Here is a 17,568-nt window from a genome sequence, read left to right on the forward strand (position 1 = left end):
CGGATCAGCCCGCGTTCCGGCCAGCCGGGAATGCCATCACCTTGACGGTTACCGGTAGACCACTGCCTCCGCGTGACCATGGTCCTGCCCGGCGCCGGTAAGCACGCCGGAACGGAGCCGCCGGAGCCGGGGCCGGATCCAGGAGGGCGTGAGGAGGAACCGGTCGGGGGCTCCGTCGAAGACACCACCGGCCTGGTCGTCGCTCCCGTCCCGCCGGATCACGTCCCTGTCCGGCCTGAGGATGTCCCGCACGACGAGGCCCATCATGATCATGATGGTGATCGCGCGGCCCCACACGGCGGTGAAGTAGGTGTCACCGGTGATGCCCAGGGCCTCGTTGCCGGGCTGGAGTCCGACCAGGTAGAGCCAGATCGCGAAGAAGTACCAGCACTCGGCGACCTGCCAGAGCGCGATCGCCCGCCAGTTGGGCCGGGCCAGCACCGCGAAGGGGACAAGCCAGAGCACGTACTGCGGCGACCACACCTTGTTGGTCAGCATGAACGCGGCCAGGGCGAGGAAGCAGAGCTGCATCAGCCGGGGCCGGGTCCGGGCGGTCAGCGTGAGCACGGCGATCGCCAGGCAGAGCGCGCCCAGCGACAGGACGCCCAGCAGATCGAGCCGGTCGGCGTCACCGAGGAACGGCCACTGCTTCTGGCCGAAGAAATACCAGATCGAGCCCCAGTCAGCCCGGCGCTCCTGGCTGAAGACGTAGAACCGCTTCCATCCGTCGAAGGCGAAAACCATGACCGGCGCATTGACGAGAAGCCAGCTCCCTGCCGCGCCGCCGACGGTCCTGAGGAACGGCACCCACCTGCCGGTGCGCAGCGTCAGCAGGAACAGCGGGCCCAGGAACATCAGCGGGTAGAACTTGGTGGCGATCGCCAGGCCCAGCAGGATGCCCGCCAGCCACTGCCGCTGCCTGGACCAGGCGAGCAGCGCGCCCAGCGCCAGGGCGTTGGCGGCCAGGTCCCAGTTGATGTAGGCGGTGAGGATCAGCGCGGGGGCCAGGGCGTACCAGAGCGCGTCCCAGCGCCGGGCGGGACCGGCCAGCGCGGCCATCAGCAGGACGCCGACGATCAGGCAGACGGCCATCAGGATCACGGTCAGGTCGTAGAACGCCGTCGCGGGTTCCTGCGTCGGCGCGACGACGCGGCGGAAGAACTCCATGATCCCGCCGATGCCGACGGGGTACTCCACCGGATGGTCGAGGTAGGGGACCTTGCCATCGCTCAGCTTCTCGCCCCACCACAGCGGATAGATGTCGGTGTAGCAGAAGTTCGTGAACTGCAGGGTTCCGCTGTTCCAAGCCCCGCCGAAGCGGCAGGGCCACTTCCACAGGTAGGCGAGCACCGCCCCCAGCCCCGCGAACAGGGCCAGGGGGATGTACGGGATCGCCCGCGCGCCGAGGTCCGGCAGCGTGTTCGGCGTCGGCTGGAGGTCCTTCATCAGGGGCGCTGTCCGGACGGCCGGGGCCGGGGTCGGGGATCCGGCACGAACCCCGCGGGAGCGCCGCCGGTACCACCGATGTCGACTCCGCTACCGTCGCCGGTGTCGGGGAAACCGCCGTCTCCCGAGGAGTCACAGGTGATGTCCCCCGGCAGGCAGCCCTGGTCGTCGTGCGGGGCCGCCTGGTCGTCGGGAGACCAGCCGTTGTCGTCGGGGTTGGACTGGTCGTCCGCCATCGTCGGGCTGGGCGTCGGCTTGGGCGTGGCCAGGTTCTCCTGGGTGCCGCTGTTCGCCCTCGGCGGGAACTGCTCGATCGGGTCGTTGGCGGTCGCCAGGGCCATGTAGTCGTGCCAGATCTGGGTCGGGGTGCCGCCACCGCCGATGAAGGAGGGCATCGGCTCCTCGGCCCAGGACACCTGCTTGACCTTCGAGCTCGGCTGGCCGTACTTGTCGACCTTGAGCGGACGCCTTCCCGGTTGGCCGACCGGCTTGTTGTAGGGCACGTCCTTGGACATGCCGACCGCGGTGACGAGCTGCGGGGTGAAGCCGACGAACCAGGCGTCCTTGTAGGAGTTGTTCGTGCCGGTCTTACCGGCCACCGGGCGCGCACCGAGGTTGGCGGCGGTGCCGGTGCCGGACTTGACCACGGCCTGGAGCGCGACGATCGCGTCTGCCGCCGACTCGGGGGTGATGACCTGACGCTCGACGGCCTGCTCCTTCAGCAGGACCAGCCCGTTGGTGTCGACCACCTTGATGACGGTGTGCCAGTCGACGTGCTTGCCCTCGTTGGCGAAGATCGAGTAACCGGCGGCCTGCTCGACCGCGGTGACCGAGGCGACACCGATGGTGGTCAGGTACTTCTGCTCCTGGACCGCGTAGTCCACCGCGTTCAGGCCGTGGTAGTAGGGGTTCTTCTTGGCCTCCTCGCCGACGCCCGCGTCCTTTGCGATCTTGGCCACGGCGTCGAGACCGACATGCTCTCCCATCTTGGCGAAGACGGTGTTCACCGAGTCGGCCATGGCCTTCACCATGTCGATCGGCCCGTACGGCGCGGCATGGGAGTTCCCGATCTCGGTGGTGCCCTCCAGCTTGATCTTCGAGACGCCGTCGATATAGCTGTTCAGCGAGTAGCCCGCCTCCAGCCAGGCGGCGAGCACGTAGGGCTTGAACGCGGACGCGGCCTGCTTGGGCGACTCGAACGCGCGGTTGTTGAAACCGTGCAGGAAGTCGTCACCGCTGTAGAAGGCGACCACCCGGCCGTTCTTGGGGTTCACCGAGGCGATGCTGGCGTGGATGGTGGACTCCAGGTTGGCGGTGCGGGCCTTCACCACCTTCTGGGCGTCCTCCATCTTCTTCTTGTCGAAGGTCGTGTAGACCTTCAGGCCCTTGGTCTCCAGCGCCGCCTTGTCGATGCCGCGCTTCTCGAGCTCCTTGAACACGATGTTGAGCATGTAGCCCCGGAGGCCCGCGTAGGTCTGAACGGTCTTGATCTTCGTGAACTTGAGCTTCTCGAAGGGGGTGTCGGCGTACTTGCCGTACGCGCCGGGGTTCATCTCCGCCATGTACCGCAGCGCGGCGTCGTAGCGCTCCTTGGTGGCGGCGTACTTGCCGTTCGACTCAAGGACGTCGAAGTTGCTCGGGTTCTGGATCCGGCCCGCGAGATAGGCGGCCTCGGGCGGGGTGAGCTGCATGACGTTCTTACCGAAGAACGCCTTCGCGGCGGCCTGGATGCCGTACGCGCCGCGGCCGAAGTAGATGGTGTTCAGGTAGCGCTCGAGGATCTCGTCCTTGGGCAGCGTCTTGCTGATCTTGATCGCGACGAAGATCTCCTTGATCTTCCGCTTGATCGACACCTCCTGGCTGAGGCCCTCGTAGTAGCCACGGGCCATCTGCTGGGTGATGGTCGAGGCGCCCTGAAGCTGCGCGCCGCTCGCGGTGCTCCAGATCGACCGCGCGATGCCCGCGAAGTCGATCCCGCTGTCCTCGCGGAAGGACCTGTTCTCCAGCGCGATCACCGCGTCCTGGACGTGGGCGGGGATCTGCTTGATCGTCACCGGAGTGCGCTTGACGCCGAGGCGCGCGATCGGCGTCTTGCCGTCGGCGTAGTAGATGACGCTGCCCCGGTCGTCCACGCTCGCCTGGGTGGTCAAGGGGACGGGCGTGTTGGCGTAGGCGACCGCGATCATGCCGAAGACGCCCGCGGTGAGCACCGTGAAGCTCGCCACCACGATCTTCCAGCTCGGCACGTACCGCTTCCATCCCCGGCTGTCCGGCCCGTCCTCGTCGTCGTCGCCGGGTCCGCGCCCGCCGGGGCCTCCCGGCCCGCCGGAGCCCGCGTGTCCTTCGGAGCCGGGACCACCCGCGCCACGCCCGACCCGAGCCCGCCTACGTCCGCCCGGACCGGAGCCCGGGGAGCGGTCGGCCCTCGCCTGGGCGGCGAGCATGGCCTGGGTGTCCTCGAAGGCGGCCTCGGGGCGCCTGCCTCCGGTCGGGTCGGTGTCGTGCCGGCGGATCCCGGTCTCCCGAGGGTCACGCCCCCCGCCCTGGGGAGGACGCCCGGCACCCTGCGGCGGTCGCCCGCCGTCCACAGGGGCGGGCCCCATGCCCTGCGGCGGCCGTCCGGCCTCCCGGGGATCACGCCCGGCGCCATGAGGGGGACGCCCTCCGTTACGGGGATCGGGTCCGGCGCCCTGGGGGGGACGCCCGGCACCCTGCGGCGCACGTCCGAAGTCCCGAGGATCGGGCCCCATGCCCTGCGACCGTCCCTGCGGGTGCGCCTGGGGCGATCCCCAGCTCATGTCGCCGGTCCGGGAGGGCTGGGGCGGGGGCACCGCGCGGGGATCGGCACCTGGGTCCGAGTGACGGCGCCGTCCCTGGCGGGCCGACGCGTCCGGGCCCTGCGGGCGTCCGTCCGGCTCCGGGTCATGGCTGTGGCTGTAACTCACGCGTCCTCGTTCGGTCATCGGGGTCTACGACGGCGTGCTGGCGGGTGAGATTACCCCCGGCCCGCGGAAGATCTCGTCGCCTTGGCTGACTGGTAGCCGACTTCTTCGGGTGGATCTCCATTTCCGAGGACGGACGAGACCGGCGTGTGGTTTCGAGAACAACCTTGGCAGACCTCTCCCACCAGAGCGTGGGATTCCCCGTATTGGAAGGCGGTCCCGACCGTGCGGGGGCGATGACCCACCACCGTTCGCTGTGACCACATGGGCGTCACACTACGGCTTTTTACCGTTTGCTCCCAACCTCTTGGGAAATTCGTTAATTGCAGGGATATGTTGGTTCGACGTATCCTCAAGATGTATCGGCTCGATACATCGGCACGAGAGGTGGTGGTTTCCGGTGGCCAGCGGACGTGGCGGCGTGCTGGAGCTCGCCGTGCTCGGGTCGCTGCACGAGACCCCGTTACACGGCTATGAGCTGCGCAAACGGCTCAACGCTCTCCTCGGCATGTTCCGGGCGTTCTCCTACGGTTCCCTCTATCCCTGCCTCCGCCAGCTGCTGACCGACGGGCTCATCGTGGAGGACGGCGCGTCCACCACGGACCCTGCCCTCACCGAGAGCCCTATAACGCTCACCGGCCGTCGGTCAAAGATCGTTTACAAGCTGACCGCGGAGGGCAAGGAGCGGCTTCACGAGCTGCTCACCCAGGCGGGTCCGTCCGCCTGGGAGGACGAGAGCTTCGGAGTCCACTTCGCCTTCTTCAGGCATACCGAGGCCGAGGTGCGCCTGCGCATCCTCGAAGGACGCCGCAGCCGGTTGGAAGAGCGACTCGACGGCGTGCGTACGGCTCTCGCCCGCACCAGGGAACGGCTGGACAGCTACACCCTCGAGTTGCAGCGTCACGGTCTGGAGTCGGTTGAACGCGAAGTGCGCTGGTTGAATGAGCTGATCGCCACCGAGCGGCGCGGCTCCTCGGCCGACGAAGATCGACATTCCACACATGAAGGAATATCCCGGGCGCCCGCGCCTGGAGCAGAGAACTCGGGCCGGCATACCGGCCCGCAAGACAATAACTGATCACTTCAGAACAAGGGGAGCGAGTGCCATGGGTTCGGTGCGCGTAGCCATTGTCGGTGTAGGCAACTGTGCCACGTCGCTCGTGCAGGGCGTGCACTACTACAGGGACGCCGACCCCGGCACCCGGGTGCCGGGCCTGATGCACGTCAAGTTCGGCGACTACCACGTCGGCGACGTCGAGTTCGTCGCGGCGTTCGACGTCGACGCCAAGAAGGTCGGACGTGACCTGTCCGAGGCGATCGTGGCCTCGGAGAACAACACCATCAAGATCTGCGACGTGCCGCCGCTGGGCGTGACCGTGCAGCGTGGCCACACCTTCGACGGCCTTGGCGAGTTCTACCGTGACATGATCGAGGAGTCCGACGAGACTCCGGTGGACGTCGTCCAGGTCCTCAAGGACAACAAGGTCGACGTGCTCGTCTCCTACCTGCCCGTGGGGTCGGAGGAGGCCGACCGCTTCTACGCCCAGTGCGCCATCGACGCCAAGGTCGCCTTCGTCAACGCGCTGCCGGTGTTCATCGCCTCCGACCCGGAGTGGGCCCAGAAGTTCACCGACGCCGGTGTCCCGATCATCGGTGACGACATCAAGTCCCAGGTCGGCGCGACCATCACGCACCGGGTGATGGCCAAGCTGTTCGAGGATCGCGGTGTTGAGCTGCTCCGCACCTACCAGCTCAACTTCGGCGGCAACATGGACTTCATGAACATGCTGGAGCGCAAGCGCCTGCAGTCCAAGAAGATCTCCAAGACCCAGTCGGTCACCTCCCAGATCCCCCACGAGATGGGCAAGGCCGACGTGCACATCGGCCCGTCGGACCACGTGCCGTGGCTCGACGACCGCAAGTGGGCCTACGTCCGCCTGGAGGGCAGGTCCTTCGGCGACACCCCGCTGAACCTGGAGTACAAGCTGGAGGTCTGGGACTCCCCCAACTCCGCCGGCATCATCATCGACGCGGTCCGCGCCGCGAAGATCGCCCTGGACCGGGGCATCGCCGGACCGATCCTGTCGGCCTCCGCCTACTTCATGAAGTCCCCGCCGGAGCAGTACTCCGACGACGAGGCCCGCGAGTATGTGGAGAAGTACATCCGCGGCGAGGTCGAGCGCTGATCCCTCGCCGGTGAGCCGCGAGACCTCTGAGCCATGAGAAAAGCCCCCGCCCAGGCGGGGGCTTCTCCGTGTGGCGGCCCGGGTTCAGCGGACGGCGGGAGGGAGCTCCGCGGGGTCGGCGACCGGCCAGCCGAAGGGGTCGGCACCGAGCTCGACCAGCTGGGGAACCTGTTCGCGGCACCACGGGGAGATCTCCAGACTGCCGCCGAGCACCCCCTCGGTGAACTCCTTCCACGGCATCCAGCGCACGTCCTCGACCTCGTCGGGGTTGGGCACGGCGTCGGATCCGGCGACCACCCGGTAGACCGGGCAGAGCTCGTGCTCGACGATCCCGTTGTCCATGACCGCCCGGTAGGAGAAGCGCGGCAGCAGCAGGTCGACCTTGCCGGCCTCCAGCCCCAGCTCGTGGGCGAGGCGCCGGGTCACCGCCGCCGGCATGGACTCGCCGGGCAGGGGGTGGCCGCAGCAGCTGTTGGTCCACACACCGGGCCAGGTGAGCTTGTGTGACGCCCTGCGGGTGAGGAGCACCCGTCCCTGGTCGTCGAACACGTAGCTGGAGAAGGCGAGATGCAGGGGGGTGTCCGGACCGTGCACGACGGCCTTGGAGGCCGTGCCGATCGGGTTTCCCTCGGGGTCGACAAGCACAACGTGTTCATGAGGCGTCACCCGACCGAGGGTACGTGATCATGCCGGTCCGTCACACCCGATCGGCGCTAGATCATGAAAGGCAAGCAAATGTCCGCCCACGTGTTTCCGGGATGTTCCCGATGTATTCTCCGGGGCCGTCGAGCGTAGGCTGAGCGCGTGTCATTCGTATCCGATCTACGCGTGGTCCTTGAGGGACGCGACTTCCGGCGGCTGTACAGCACCCGCCTGGTCTCACAGTTCTCCGACGGGATCTTCCAGTTCGCCGTAGCCGGATTCGCCTTCTTCAGTCCGGAGAAGAGCACCAGCGCCGTCGAGATCGCGGCCGGGCTGGCCGTGCTGCTCCTGCCGTACTCGATCCTGGGGCCCTTCGCGGGCGTGTTCATCGACCGCTGGTCCCGGCGGCAGATCCTGGTGATCGCACCGCTGGTCCGCGGGACGCTGCTGCTGGTGACCGCCGCGCTCATCGTCACCGACGCCCCCGATGCGATCTTCTACGCCGCCGCGCTCGCCGTCCTCGGGGTGAACCGCTTCTTCCTCACCGCGCTGGGAGCCGCGCTCCCGCACGTCGTCCCGGCCGACCGGCTGATGGTGGCCAACGCGGTCACCCCCACTTCCGGCACCGTGCTCACCTTCGTGGGTGCGGGCGCGGGCTACCTGCTCCGAACGATCTTCGGAGCGGACCACCGGGGTACGGCGGTGCTGCTGGTCGCCTCCGGCCTCGTCTTCGGGCTCAGCGCGCTCATCGCCAGGACCATGGGCGCGCAGCTGCTGGGGCCGGCCTACGACCCGGACCGGCCGCAGGCCCGCGAGGCCGTACGCCACGTGCTGGGCGGCCTCGCCGACGGCGCCCGGCACATCGTCCACCGCCGGAGCGCCGCCGCCGCGATCGGGGCGATGGCCACCCACCGGTTCATGTACGGCATGTGCACGGCGATGCTGGTGATGCTCTCGCGCTACTACTTCGCCGACAGCGCCGAGGACGCGTTGAACGCGGTCTCCATCGTGGTCGCCACCTCCGGGGTCGGCTACTTCCTGGCCATCCTGGTCACGCCGTGGGCCACCGAGCGCTTCGGCCTCGAGAGGTGGGTGGCGGCCATGCTCGCCGCCTCCGGAGTGCTGACGTTCGCGCTCTGCGCCCCGTTCCAGCAGTGGGGCTTCGCCGCCGCCGGCTTCATCCTCGGCGTCGCCGGGCAGAGCATCAAGATCTGCGCGGACACGAGTGTCCAGCGGGACGTCGAGGACGCCTACCTCGGCCGGGCCTTCTCGATCTACGACATGCTCTTCAACGGCACCTACGTGCTGGCCGCGGCCCTGGCCGCGGCGCTGCTCCCGGCGGACGGCAGGTCGATGGCGGTCCTGGGCCTCGTCACCGCCGGTTACCTGGGCGGCGCGGTGCTCTACCGGGTGATCACGCCGGCCCGAGCGACCGAGCCGCTGCCGTCATCGCCGTCGTGATCTTCTCCAGGTCGTCGCCGATCGAGTAGGGCGGCATCGTGTAGATCAGCCGGTTGAACGGGCGGAGCCAGACGCCATGCCGCATCACGATGTCCTGAATTTTTATTACATCGACGGGCCGGTGGGTCTCGATGACCCCGATCGCGCCGAGCACCCGCACGTCCTTCACCCCGGGAGCGTCCACGGCCTCCACCAGGCCCCGCACGAGCCCGGCCTCGATCCGCCCGACCTCCTCGCGCCACGGGCGCTCCCGCAGCAGCTCCAGGGAGGCGCCCGCGACGGCGGTGGCCAGCGGATTGCCCATGAAGGTCGGCCCGTGCATCAGCACCCCGATGCCCTCCGCCACCCGCTCGGTGCACAACGTCGCGGCCAGCGACAGGTAACCCCCGGTCAGCGCCTTGCCCAGGCACATGATGTCCGGCCGCACGCCGGCGTGGTCGCACCCGAACAGCTCCCCGGTCCGGCCGAACCCGGTGGCGATCTCGTCGGCGATCAGCAGGACACCGTGCTCGTCGGCCAGCTCACGGAGCCTGCGCAGGTAGGCCGGATGGTAGAAGTGCATGCCGCCCGCCCCCTGGACGACCGGTTCCACGATGATCGCAGCCAGCTCGTGGGCATGCCCGGCGACCAGCTCGTCCAGCCGGGTCACGTAGTCCCGGTCGAACCCGGCCGGCGGCCGCTCGGCGAACACGTGTCCGGGCAGCGCGCCGGAGAAAAGGTGGTGCATGCCGTTGACCGGATCGCAGACGGCCATCGCCCCGAAGGTGTCGCCGTGGTAGCCGCCCCTCACCGTCAGCAGGCGGCTCTTCCCGGTGAACTGGAACGCCATCTTGATCGCGACCTCGACGGCCACCGAGCCCGAGTCGGCGAAGAACACCTTCGGCAGCCCGGTCATGGTCGCCAGCGTGTGCGCCAGCCGTACGGCGGGCTCGTGGGTGAGGCCGCCGAACATGACGTGCGCCATGTCCTCGACCTGGTCCCTGATCGCCCGGTCGAGCCGGGGGTGACGGTAGCCGTGGATCGCCGCCCACCAGGACGACATGCCGTCGACCAGCTCCCGCCCGTCCGTGAGCGTCAGCCGCACTCCCTCGGCCCTGGAGACCACGTGCACCGGCCCCCGCGGCGGCATCGGCGCGTACGGGTGCCAGACGTGCTCGCGGTCCAGGTCCGCGACCCTATCCAGGGAGCAGCCCGTTCTCGTGAGCCCACCCGCGCAGGGCTTCGGCGGCGACCTCCTTGCCGAGGACGCCCTTGTCCAGGCGCATGTCCAGGAGGAACTTGTAGGCGCGGCCGACAACGGGGCCCGGGGAGACGCCGAGAAGCTCCTGGATCTCATTGCCGTCGAGCTCAGGACGGATCTTGCCGAGCTCCTCCTCGTCGGCCAGCCGCGCGATGCGCTCCTCAAGCTGGTCGTAGGTCCGGGACAGGAGCTGGGCCTTGCGCCTGTTACGCGTGGTGCAGTCGGCACGGGTCAGCTTGTGCAGGCGTTCGAGCAGGTGTGCACCGTCACGGACGTAGCGGCGGACGGCCGAGTCGGTCCACTCGCCGTCGCCGTACCCGTGGAAGCGCAGGTGCAGCTCCACCAGGCGGGACACGTCGGCCACGACGTCCTTGGGGAACTTCAGCTCCGACATGCGCTTCTTGGCGAGCTGTGCGCCGACCACCTCGTGGTGGTGGAAGGAGACGCGCCCGCCGGGCTCGTGGCGGCGGGTCTTGGGCTTGCCCACGTCATGCAGGAGCGCGGCCCAGCGCAGAATGCGGTCGGGACCGTTCTCCTCCAGGTCGATCGCCTGCTCCAGCACGATCAGCGTGTGCTCGTAGACGTCCTTGTGCCGGTGGTGCTCATCGATCTCAAGGCGGAGCCTGGGCAGTTCGGGAAGGACGTGGGCGGCGAGCCCGGATCCGACGAGGAGCCTGAGCCCCTCGCGGGGGTTCTCGCCGCAGATCAGCTTGTCCAGTTCCTCGCGGATCCGCTCGGCGGAGACGATCTCGATCCGCTCGGCCATCGCGCTCATCGCGGCGAGTGCCGCCGGGTCCACGGTGAAACCGAGCTGGCTGGCGAACCTGGCGGCGCGGAGCATCCGCAACGGGTCGTCGTCGAAGGACCGCTCGGCGGGGCCGGGGGTGCGCAGCACCTTGGCGTGCAGGTCGTCGAGGCCGCCGTGTGGGTCGACGAACTCGCGGGACGGCAGGCGCAGCGCCATCGCGTTGACCGCGAAGTCACGCCGGGCGAGGTCGCCCTCCAGCGTGTCGCCGTAGACCACGTCGGGCTTGCGCGACCTGACGTCGTAGGCCTCACTGCGGTAGGTGGTGATCTCCAGCAGCCAGTTGTCCTTGCGCACGCCGACCGTGCCGAAGTCGATGCCGATCGTCCAGACGGAGTCGGCCCAGTCGCGGATGAGCTCCAGGACCGTCTCCGGACGGGCGTCCGTGGTCAGGTCAAGATCATTGCCGATCCTGCCAAGGAAGACGTCTCGGACGGAACCGCCCACGAGGGCGATCTGGTAGCCCCGTGCGGCGAACAGTTCACCGAGTTCGTCGGCCACAGGAGCGATCTTTCGGAACAGCTCGCTCATGCCGTGCCGCTGACTCTCAGACAGATTTGAAAGGGACAAGCCGGGTAGGTCCTTCGGTTACGGAACATGTTCCCCTCGGGGGATACACCTGAAGCGATCACCAGGTTACGGTCAGTCAAGAGACCATCGGGGGCCGTGCGTCGAGGCAAGGAGCACATACATGAAGGACGCCCTCGCGATCCACCGCTGGCTCCTCGCACACCAGGTCCACCATGAGATCGTACGCCTTCCGCGCGCGATGACGTGCGTCGGCGAGCTGCCGGAGTTGCTGTGCGCGAGACCGGCGACCTGTGTGGAGGTCACCGTATTCGAGGTCACGACCCGGATCGGCCGGGAACCCGTCGCCGTCGTCGGTTCCGTCGGCGCCCCTCCCCAGCCCGGCGTGATCGGCGGCACCCTGGGCGCCCGCCGAGTCCGTCTCGCCTCGGCCTTCACTGTGAATTCCGTCACCGACTACGCCGCAGGGCTGATCTGCCCGCTACTGCTGCCCGACGGGCTGACCGTGCTGGTCGACGAGCGCCTCACCGGACTCACCGAACTTGTTCACACCCCCACCGGAGAACGTCACACGGCACTGCGGATACGTGCCGCCCACCTGCTCACACTTGTCTCAGGGAAGCCCATTGACCTAGTCCATTCCCGGTCACGGAGGGAGCCGACGACCTTTCCCCTCGCTGGATAGGCCATAGCATTACGGGCGTGCGCCGTACTCCACCCATGGCCGGCACGTGATCAACAAGGCCGCCCCACTCGCCCTGCTCACCACCATGCTGCTCCTTCTCGCGGCCGTGGTCCTTCCGGCGACGGTGAACGCCCGGACGATCACGGGGAGCCGCCAGGGTCCCCAGCTCGTGGTGGAGGCGATCAGTCCGGACGTGCCCCGTGAGCCGACCTCCGAGATCACCCTCTCCGGCTCCTTCACCAACACCGGCACCGAGGCCCTCGCCAACCTGCAGATCCGGATGCGCTACTCGTCCCAGCCGTTCACTCAGCGCGCCGACATGCAGACCTACCAGAACGGCGAGGCGCCGCAGCCCACGGCCTGGCGCGACCAGAGCTACCTCCAGCCGCCGGTCATCGCGCCCTCGGGGAAGGCGCCGTGGAAGTTCACCTTCACCCCGCAGGAGCTCGGGATATCCCGGTTCGGCGTCTACCCGGTGGCGATCGAGGTGCGCGACCCGCGCGACCCGGCGGGCCAGCCGCTCGCCGTCCAGCGCACCTTCGTGTCCTACATGCCCAGGGACGTCAGGGTGCCGCGCACCAGGCTCGCCATGGTCCTGCCGATCATCGACCAGCCCCGCCGGGCCGACGACCGCACCTTCCTCAGCGACAGCCTGCCCGCGTCCCTGGCCACCGGGAAGCGGCTCGGCAACCTGCTGAAGATCGCCCAGGACACCACCTCTTCCAGGGGCCTCACCTGGGTGGTCGACCCGGCTCTGCTCGACGACGTCCAGGCGCTGGGCAAGGCGCACATGATCGAGACCAAGGAGAAGAGCGAGAACCGCCCGGCGAACGCGGTGGCCACCACGTGGCTCGGCAACCTCAGTACGGCTCTGGCCAAACCCCCGGTCGTGGCCACCCCGTACGGCGACCCCGACGTGACCGCCCTCGCCCACAACGGCGTCGACGACATCGTGGGCACCGGCATCGCGGCGGCCAGGATCGTCACGATGGAGACCCTCGGCCGCGACGTCCCCACCGACGTGAACTGGCCGGTGAACGGGCTGATCGACTACGACGGGCTGGACCTGCTGGCCACCGGCGGCGTCCGTACCGTGTTGCTGGACACCCTGAACCTGCCACCGGCGGGCCCGACAGCCACCACCCCGGACGCCTCGGCGACCGTGGAGAGCGTGAACGGCCCGGTCACCGCGCTGGTCACCGACACGGTGCTGAGCGAGATCCTCGGTGCGGAGACCTCGGTACCCGGCGCGGCCCTGCTGAACCGTCAGCGGTTCATCGCGGAGACCGCGATGATCAGTTCCGAGCCCGTCACCACCGCACGGACCGTGATCGCCGCCCCACCGCGGCGCTGGGACCCGGATCCGGCCTATGTGACCGGCCTGGTGAAGACGGCCGCGTCCCTGCCGTGGCTCAGCCCGACCACGCTCGGCGCCATCAAGCCGGGCAGGGGCGTCCCCACCCCCCGGGCCGACATCACCTACACCGACCAGGACTGGCGCAAGGAGCTCAGCAAGCCGTACGTGACCAGCGTCAAGCGGGTCGGCGCCCGCGCCGACCTGACCGCCGCGGTGACCACGGACCAGGACATCGACGTGTTCGACCTGGCACTGCTCCGGCTCACCTCGTCCGCCTGGCGGGGCAGGGACGACACCGCGAAGCCGTACGTCAAACGGGTCGGGAGCGCGGTCGACGAGCGGATCGGGAAGATCTCCATCACCGGCACCGAGCAGTCCCAGATCCGCACGCTGGCCGGCAAGAACGGAGAGGTGCCGATCACCGTCCACAACGGGCTGGGCCAGGACGTCGACGCCAACCAGGTCACGGTCCGGCTCAAGGTGACCTCCGACCAGCCCGGCATGCTGAGGATCGAGGACTACGAGGCCCAGAACGAGTCGATCACGATCAGGGGCGGCCAGAACCGGACCATCCGGGTCCCGATGACCGCGACGACGACGTCCGGCGGCCAGACCACCGTGGCGGTCCAGCTCACCACCGAGGACGGCCGGAAGTACGGCAAGCCCGTCGAGCTGACCGTGCGGACCACCGGATACACCGGGATCGCGCTGGTAATCGTCGGGGGTGCCCTCCTGGTGATGCTCGCGGCCGTCATCATGCGCGTCCTGCGCCGCCGGGGAACCCGCCGGACCGCGGTGGCCCCCGTACCGCCGGTGCGCCAGAGCGCGTCGGCGAGCACCGAGTCCTGAACCCCCATCGACCCAGCGGAGGAAGCGCATGAGCAGGGTTCTGCGTGCGAGCGCGATCATGGCTGCGGGGACGATGGCCTCCCGCGTCACGGGTTTCGTCAAGGCGGCGGTGCTCGTGGCCGCGCTCGGCAGCGCGCAGATGGGCGACGCCTACACCGTCGCCAACGCGATCCCGTTCATCCTGTTCGACTTCCTCATCGGCGGGGTCCTGAGCAGCGTCGTGGTGCCGATGGTCGTCCGGCGGCAGAAGAGCGACCCCGACGGCGGACGGGCCTACGAACAGCAGCTGGTGACGGTCGGGACGATCGCGCTGACGCTGCTCACCGTGGTGGCCGTGCTGCTCGCCCGGCCGCTGATCCTCCTCTACACCGACGGCTGGAGCCCCCGGCGGATCGAGGTCGCGGTCATGCTGGCCCGGTTCGTCCTGCCGCAGATCGCCTTCTTCGGGATCGGAGCGCTCGCCGGGGCGATCCTCAACACCCGCGACCGGTTCGCCGCCCCGATGTGGGCGCCGGTGCTGAACAACGTCGTGATGATCGGCGTTCTGGCGATCTACTACCTGACGGCCGGCCAGGCGGGCGCCGACGTGAACAACGTGAGCGACGCCGACCTCACCCTGCTCGGGCTGGGCACCACCGCCGGGATCGTGGCCCAGTGTGTGGTGCTGATGGTCTCGCTGCACCGGGTCGGCTTCCGTCTCCGCCCCCGGTTCGACCTGCGCGGCGCCGGGCTGGGCGAGATGGGCCGGACCGCCTCCTGGACCCTCGCCTACGTGAGCATCACCCAGATCGGCTTCCTGGTCACCACCAACATCGCCTCCGGGGCGGGCAACGCGGTCCCGGGCGCGGGCAACACGGCCTACGCCCAGCCCTTCCAGCTCTTCCAGCTCCCCTACGGGATCATCGCGGTCTCGGTGATCACCGCGATGCTGCCCCGGATGAGCCGGTCGGTCGCCGAGGGGCGGCTCGACTCGGTCAGGGAGGAGTTCTCCTCGGGTGTACGGCTGGTGTCGGCGCTGCTGGTTCCGGCCGGACTGCTGCTGCTGGTGCTGGGGCCGGCCGTCACCGTGCTGATCTACTCGTGGGGCAACAACACCCTGGACGCCGCGATCTACATGGGCAACGTGCTCCAGATCTTCGGCCTGGCGCTGGTGCCGTTCTCGCTCTTCCAGCTCCTGCTGCGGGTCTTCTACTCCTTCGGCGACACCCGCACCCCGGTCTTCATCGGGGCGGGCAACACGGCGGCGAGTATCGCGCTCAGCGTTCTCGCCGCCTACGCCCTCCCGGCGAAATACGTGGTGATGGGCCTGGCCTTCGCGTTCACGATCACCTATGTGGTGGGCACCGGGGTCGCCTGGGCTCTGGCCAGCCGCCGCGTACAAGGGCTGAACGGGCGGGAGGTGGCCGCCGGGCTGTCACGGATGTACATCGCCGCCCTGCCGGCCGCGCTGGCCGCGCTGGCCGTATTGTGGATCACTCGGGAGACGACCGACCTGAACGCGCTCAGCGCGGCCATCATGCTCGTCGGGGGCGGCGGCCTCGGTATGGTGCTCTACTTGGTCATCGCACACCGGATGCGTATCCCGGAAGTGAGTTCGGTCGTTGGAATGGTCGCGGGCCGGGTAGGCCGGTAACCCAAAGACTTGTCCCAAGCGTCTGACAAGCAGAACACGGGCAGAACCGGCGCGGGACTACCATGGTGCGACGCGTGTGACGACATGCGGCTAATGGAAGCAGGAGGGCGTGGGCGGATCGACCCGGCATCACGTGATGTGTCCTGATGTGTCAACCCGGCATGGCGCTGTCGTGTTCTCAGTTGCGGAGAGTTCATGAGTTCCCCGGCCGTCGAGCCAGGCACGAAGCTGGCAGAGCGTTTCCGGCTTGAGGATCGTGTCCACGAGTCCGGCGGGGCCACTCTGTGGAAGGCCATCGACGAGGTGCTCGCCCGGCCGGTCGCCGTGCACACCTTCGACCCCGACTTCCCCCGCCTCAACGAGGTCGTCACAGCCGCCCGCGCGGCCAGCAGGCTGACCGACCCGCGGCTGACCCAGGTCTTCGACGCCACCGAGGACGACGGTCACTCCTACGTCGTCAGCGAATGGGTCAGCGGGGAGACCCTCACCGACATGATCACCTCTGGGCCGCTGGATCCCGAGCGGGCCGCCGCACTGGTCGCGGAGGCCGCCGAGGCGCTCGCCCACGCGCACGAGGCGGACCAGGCCCACCTGTGCCTGACCCCCGAGCACCTGGTGTGGACGGCGGGCGGCACGGTCAAGCTGCTCGGCGTGGGAGTCGACGCCGTCCTGGCCGACGTGACGAGCGAGGACGCGGCCCGGGCCGACGCCGAGGGTCTCGGCCGCCTGCTGTACGCCGGGCTGACGGGCCACTGGCCGGGCGATGAGCAGGAGGGCGGCCTGCCCGCCGCCCCCATGGACGACGGTCACTTCTGTACGCCGCGCCAGGTCACCGCGGGCGTTCCCGGCTACCTCGACACCATCACCTGCCGGGCGCTGCTGCCGGAGAGCAGGCGCGGGCTCGAACCGCTGACGACACCGGTGGAGGTCGCCGAAGCCCTCGCCTCGGTGCCCCGGCCCATGCCGACGCCCACGCCCATGCCCGCGGCGTCGTCGCCCCTGCCCCCTGTGACGGCCTCGCGCTCGGATGGCCTGAACACCGCGGCACCCCAGCGCCCCAGCACGCCGCCCCCCATGCAGTACCACCACCAGCCGCGCCCGGCGGGCGGCGGGATGCTCGGCAAGGTGGCCATGACCCTGGTCGTGCTGCTGGTGATGGTGGCCGTCGGCCTGGGGGCCTGGACGCTCGGCCGCAGCATCGGCAATGCCGGGACCCCGACCGCGGAGCAGACCGTCACACCCACCGTGACCACCTCCACCGCCACCCGCGAGGTGAAGCCCGCCTCCGTCACCGGTTTCGACCCGCTGGGCGACCACGAGGAGCGGGGCGAGCTCGCCCTCTACGCGGTGGACGGCAAGCCCTCCACCGACTGGCACTCCGAGTCGTACGACTCGGAGGACTTCGGCCGGCTGAAGGACGGCGTCGGCCTCATACTCGACATGGGGCAGAGCGTGCCGGTGAAACAGGTCTCGGTCGACTTCGGCGCCGCCTCCGGCGGCGCCGCGGAGCTGCGGGTCGGCGACTCGCAGGATCTGGGCAGTATGGCGGTGGTCCAGAAGTTCACCGACGCGGCGGGCAAGAAGACCTTCACCACCGATTCTCCGCAGAAGGGCCGCTACGTCCTGATCTGGTTCACCAAAATGCCGACCTACCAGGGCAAGTTCCGTGGAACCGTGGTCGACGTCAAGATCTTCGCCACGAAGTGATATTGGGGCGATTTGATCGGTTTTACCCGTCCTGTTGACGATCATGGGAGATTTCGTGGCACCATCTATCACGTAGTGGTGTTCTCC

Annotated in this window: 12 protein-coding genes; 7 read left to right on the forward strand and 5 right to left on the reverse strand. The window is 68.9% G+C overall.

The features are described 5' to 3' along the window. Nucleotides 1-48: 48 nt before the first annotated feature. On the reverse strand, nucleotides 49-1,446 hold the full coding sequence (locus ACIN94_RS00435) for a glycosyltransferase family 87 protein (RefSeq protein WP_400697558.1): 1,398 nt from the start codon (nucleotides 1,444-1,446) through the stop codon (nucleotides 49-51). Next, nucleotides 1,446-4,034 (reverse strand): transglycosylase domain-containing protein, encoded by a 2,589-nt coding sequence (locus ACIN94_RS00440; protein WP_400697561.1) that lies wholly within the window; start codon nucleotides 4,032-4,034, stop codon nucleotides 1,446-1,448. The genes ACIN94_RS00435 and ACIN94_RS00440 overlap by 1 nt, the downstream gene beginning before the upstream one ends. 754 nt (nucleotides 4,035-4,788) lie before the next feature. On the opposite strand from ACIN94_RS00440, the gene ACIN94_RS00445 reads away from it, so the two are divergent. Then, nucleotides 4,789-5,466: a helix-turn-helix transcriptional regulator gene (locus tag ACIN94_RS00445; protein ID WP_400697564.1), complete on the forward strand. Its 678-nt coding sequence runs from the start codon at nucleotides 4,789-4,791 to the stop codon at nucleotides 5,464-5,466. Nucleotides 5,467-5,494: 28 nt separating this feature from the next. Then, on the forward strand, nucleotides 5,495-6,574 hold the full coding sequence (locus ACIN94_RS00450; protein ID WP_400697566.1) for an inositol-3-phosphate synthase: 1,080 nt from the start codon (nucleotides 5,495-5,497) through the stop codon (nucleotides 6,572-6,574). An 84-nt stretch (nucleotides 6,575-6,658) separates the two neighbouring features. Here ACIN94_RS00450 and idi read toward each other — a convergent pair whose 3' ends face one another. Next, nucleotides 6,659-7,240, reverse strand: a complete 582-nt coding sequence (gene idi / locus ACIN94_RS00455; RefSeq protein WP_400697569.1) for an isopentenyl-diphosphate Delta-isomerase — start codon at nucleotides 7,238-7,240, stop codon at nucleotides 6,659-6,661. 138 nt (nucleotides 7,241-7,378) lie between these two features. On the opposite strand from idi, the gene ACIN94_RS00460 reads away from it, so the two are divergent. Further along, on the forward strand, nucleotides 7,379-8,677 hold the full coding sequence (locus ACIN94_RS00460) for an MFS transporter (RefSeq protein ID WP_400697572.1): 1,299 nt from the start codon (nucleotides 7,379-7,381) through the stop codon (nucleotides 8,675-8,677). Here the strand turns inward: ACIN94_RS00460 and ACIN94_RS00465 are convergent. Together ACIN94_RS00465 and ACIN94_RS00470 are read right to left on the reverse strand one after the other, a co-directional pair. Then, complete coding sequence (locus tag ACIN94_RS00465) at nucleotides 8,631-9,806, reverse strand: adenosylmethionine--8-amino-7-oxononanoate transaminase (RefSeq protein ID WP_400697575.1); 1,176 nt, start codon at nucleotides 9,804-9,806, stop codon at nucleotides 8,631-8,633. The two genes, ACIN94_RS00460 and ACIN94_RS00465, sit on opposite strands and share 47 nt — an antisense overlap. A 46-nt stretch (nucleotides 9,807-9,852) precedes the next feature. After that, entirely contained in the window at nucleotides 9,853-11,253 is a 1,401-nt protein-coding gene (locus ACIN94_RS00470) for a CCA tRNA nucleotidyltransferase (RefSeq protein ID WP_400697577.1), read from the reverse strand. A gap of 160 nt (nucleotides 11,254-11,413) precedes the next feature. On the opposite strand from ACIN94_RS00470, the gene ACIN94_RS00475 reads away from it, so the two are divergent. From ACIN94_RS00475 to ACIN94_RS00490, 4 genes are all read left to right on the forward strand, one after another. Then, nucleotides 11,414-11,935: an aminoacyl-tRNA deacylase gene (locus tag ACIN94_RS00475; protein WP_400697579.1), complete on the forward strand. Its 522-nt coding sequence runs from the start codon at nucleotides 11,414-11,416 to the stop codon at nucleotides 11,933-11,935. A gap of 46 nt (nucleotides 11,936-11,981) precedes the next feature. Then, on the forward strand, nucleotides 11,982-14,141 hold the full coding sequence (locus tag ACIN94_RS00480; RefSeq protein WP_400697581.1) for a DUF6049 family protein: 2,160 nt from the start codon (nucleotides 11,982-11,984) through the stop codon (nucleotides 14,139-14,141). Nucleotides 14,142-14,169: 28 nt separating this feature from the next. Further along, nucleotides 14,170-15,774, forward strand: a complete 1,605-nt coding sequence (gene murJ / locus ACIN94_RS00485) for a murein biosynthesis integral membrane protein MurJ (protein WP_400697584.1) — start codon at nucleotides 14,170-14,172, stop codon at nucleotides 15,772-15,774. A gap of 195 nt (nucleotides 15,775-15,969) precedes the next feature. Continuing rightward, complete coding sequence (locus ACIN94_RS00490; protein WP_400697587.1) at nucleotides 15,970-17,481, forward strand: protein kinase family protein; 1,512 nt, start codon at nucleotides 15,970-15,972, stop codon at nucleotides 17,479-17,481. Nucleotides 17,482-17,568 lie beyond the last annotated feature (87 nt).

Origin of the sequence: Streptosporangium sp. NPDC087985 (assembly GCF_044741965.1) — a bacterium.
GTDB lineage: Bacteria > Actinomycetota > Actinomycetes > Streptosporangiales > Streptosporangiaceae > Streptosporangium.

Excerpts from the sequence above, each read along its gene's own strand:
- ACIN94_RS00490 (WP_400697587.1), top strand. The coding sequence starts at position 15,970 with ATGAGTTCCCCGGCCGTCGAGCCAGGCACGAAGCTGGCAGAGCGTTTC.
- ACIN94_RS00475 (WP_400697579.1), top strand. The coding sequence starts at position 11,414 with ATGAAGGACGCCCTCGCGATCCACCGCTGGCTCCTCGCACACCAGGTC.
- ACIN94_RS00470 (WP_400697577.1), bottom strand. The coding sequence starts at position 11,253 with ATGAGCGAGCTGTTCCGAAAGATCGCTCCTGTGGCCGACGAACTCGGT.
- murJ (WP_400697584.1), top strand. The coding sequence starts at position 14,170 with ATGAGCAGGGTTCTGCGTGCGAGCGCGATCATGGCTGCGGGGACGATG.
- ACIN94_RS00465 (WP_400697575.1), bottom strand. The coding sequence starts at position 9,806 with ATGCCGCCGCGGGGGCCGGTGCACGTGGTCTCCAGGGCCGAGGGAGTG.
- ACIN94_RS00435 (WP_400697558.1), bottom strand. The coding sequence starts at position 1,446 with ATGAAGGACCTCCAGCCGACGCCGAACACGCTGCCGGACCTCGGCGCG.
- ACIN94_RS00450 (WP_400697566.1), top strand. The coding sequence starts at position 5,495 with ATGGGTTCGGTGCGCGTAGCCATTGTCGGTGTAGGCAACTGTGCCACG.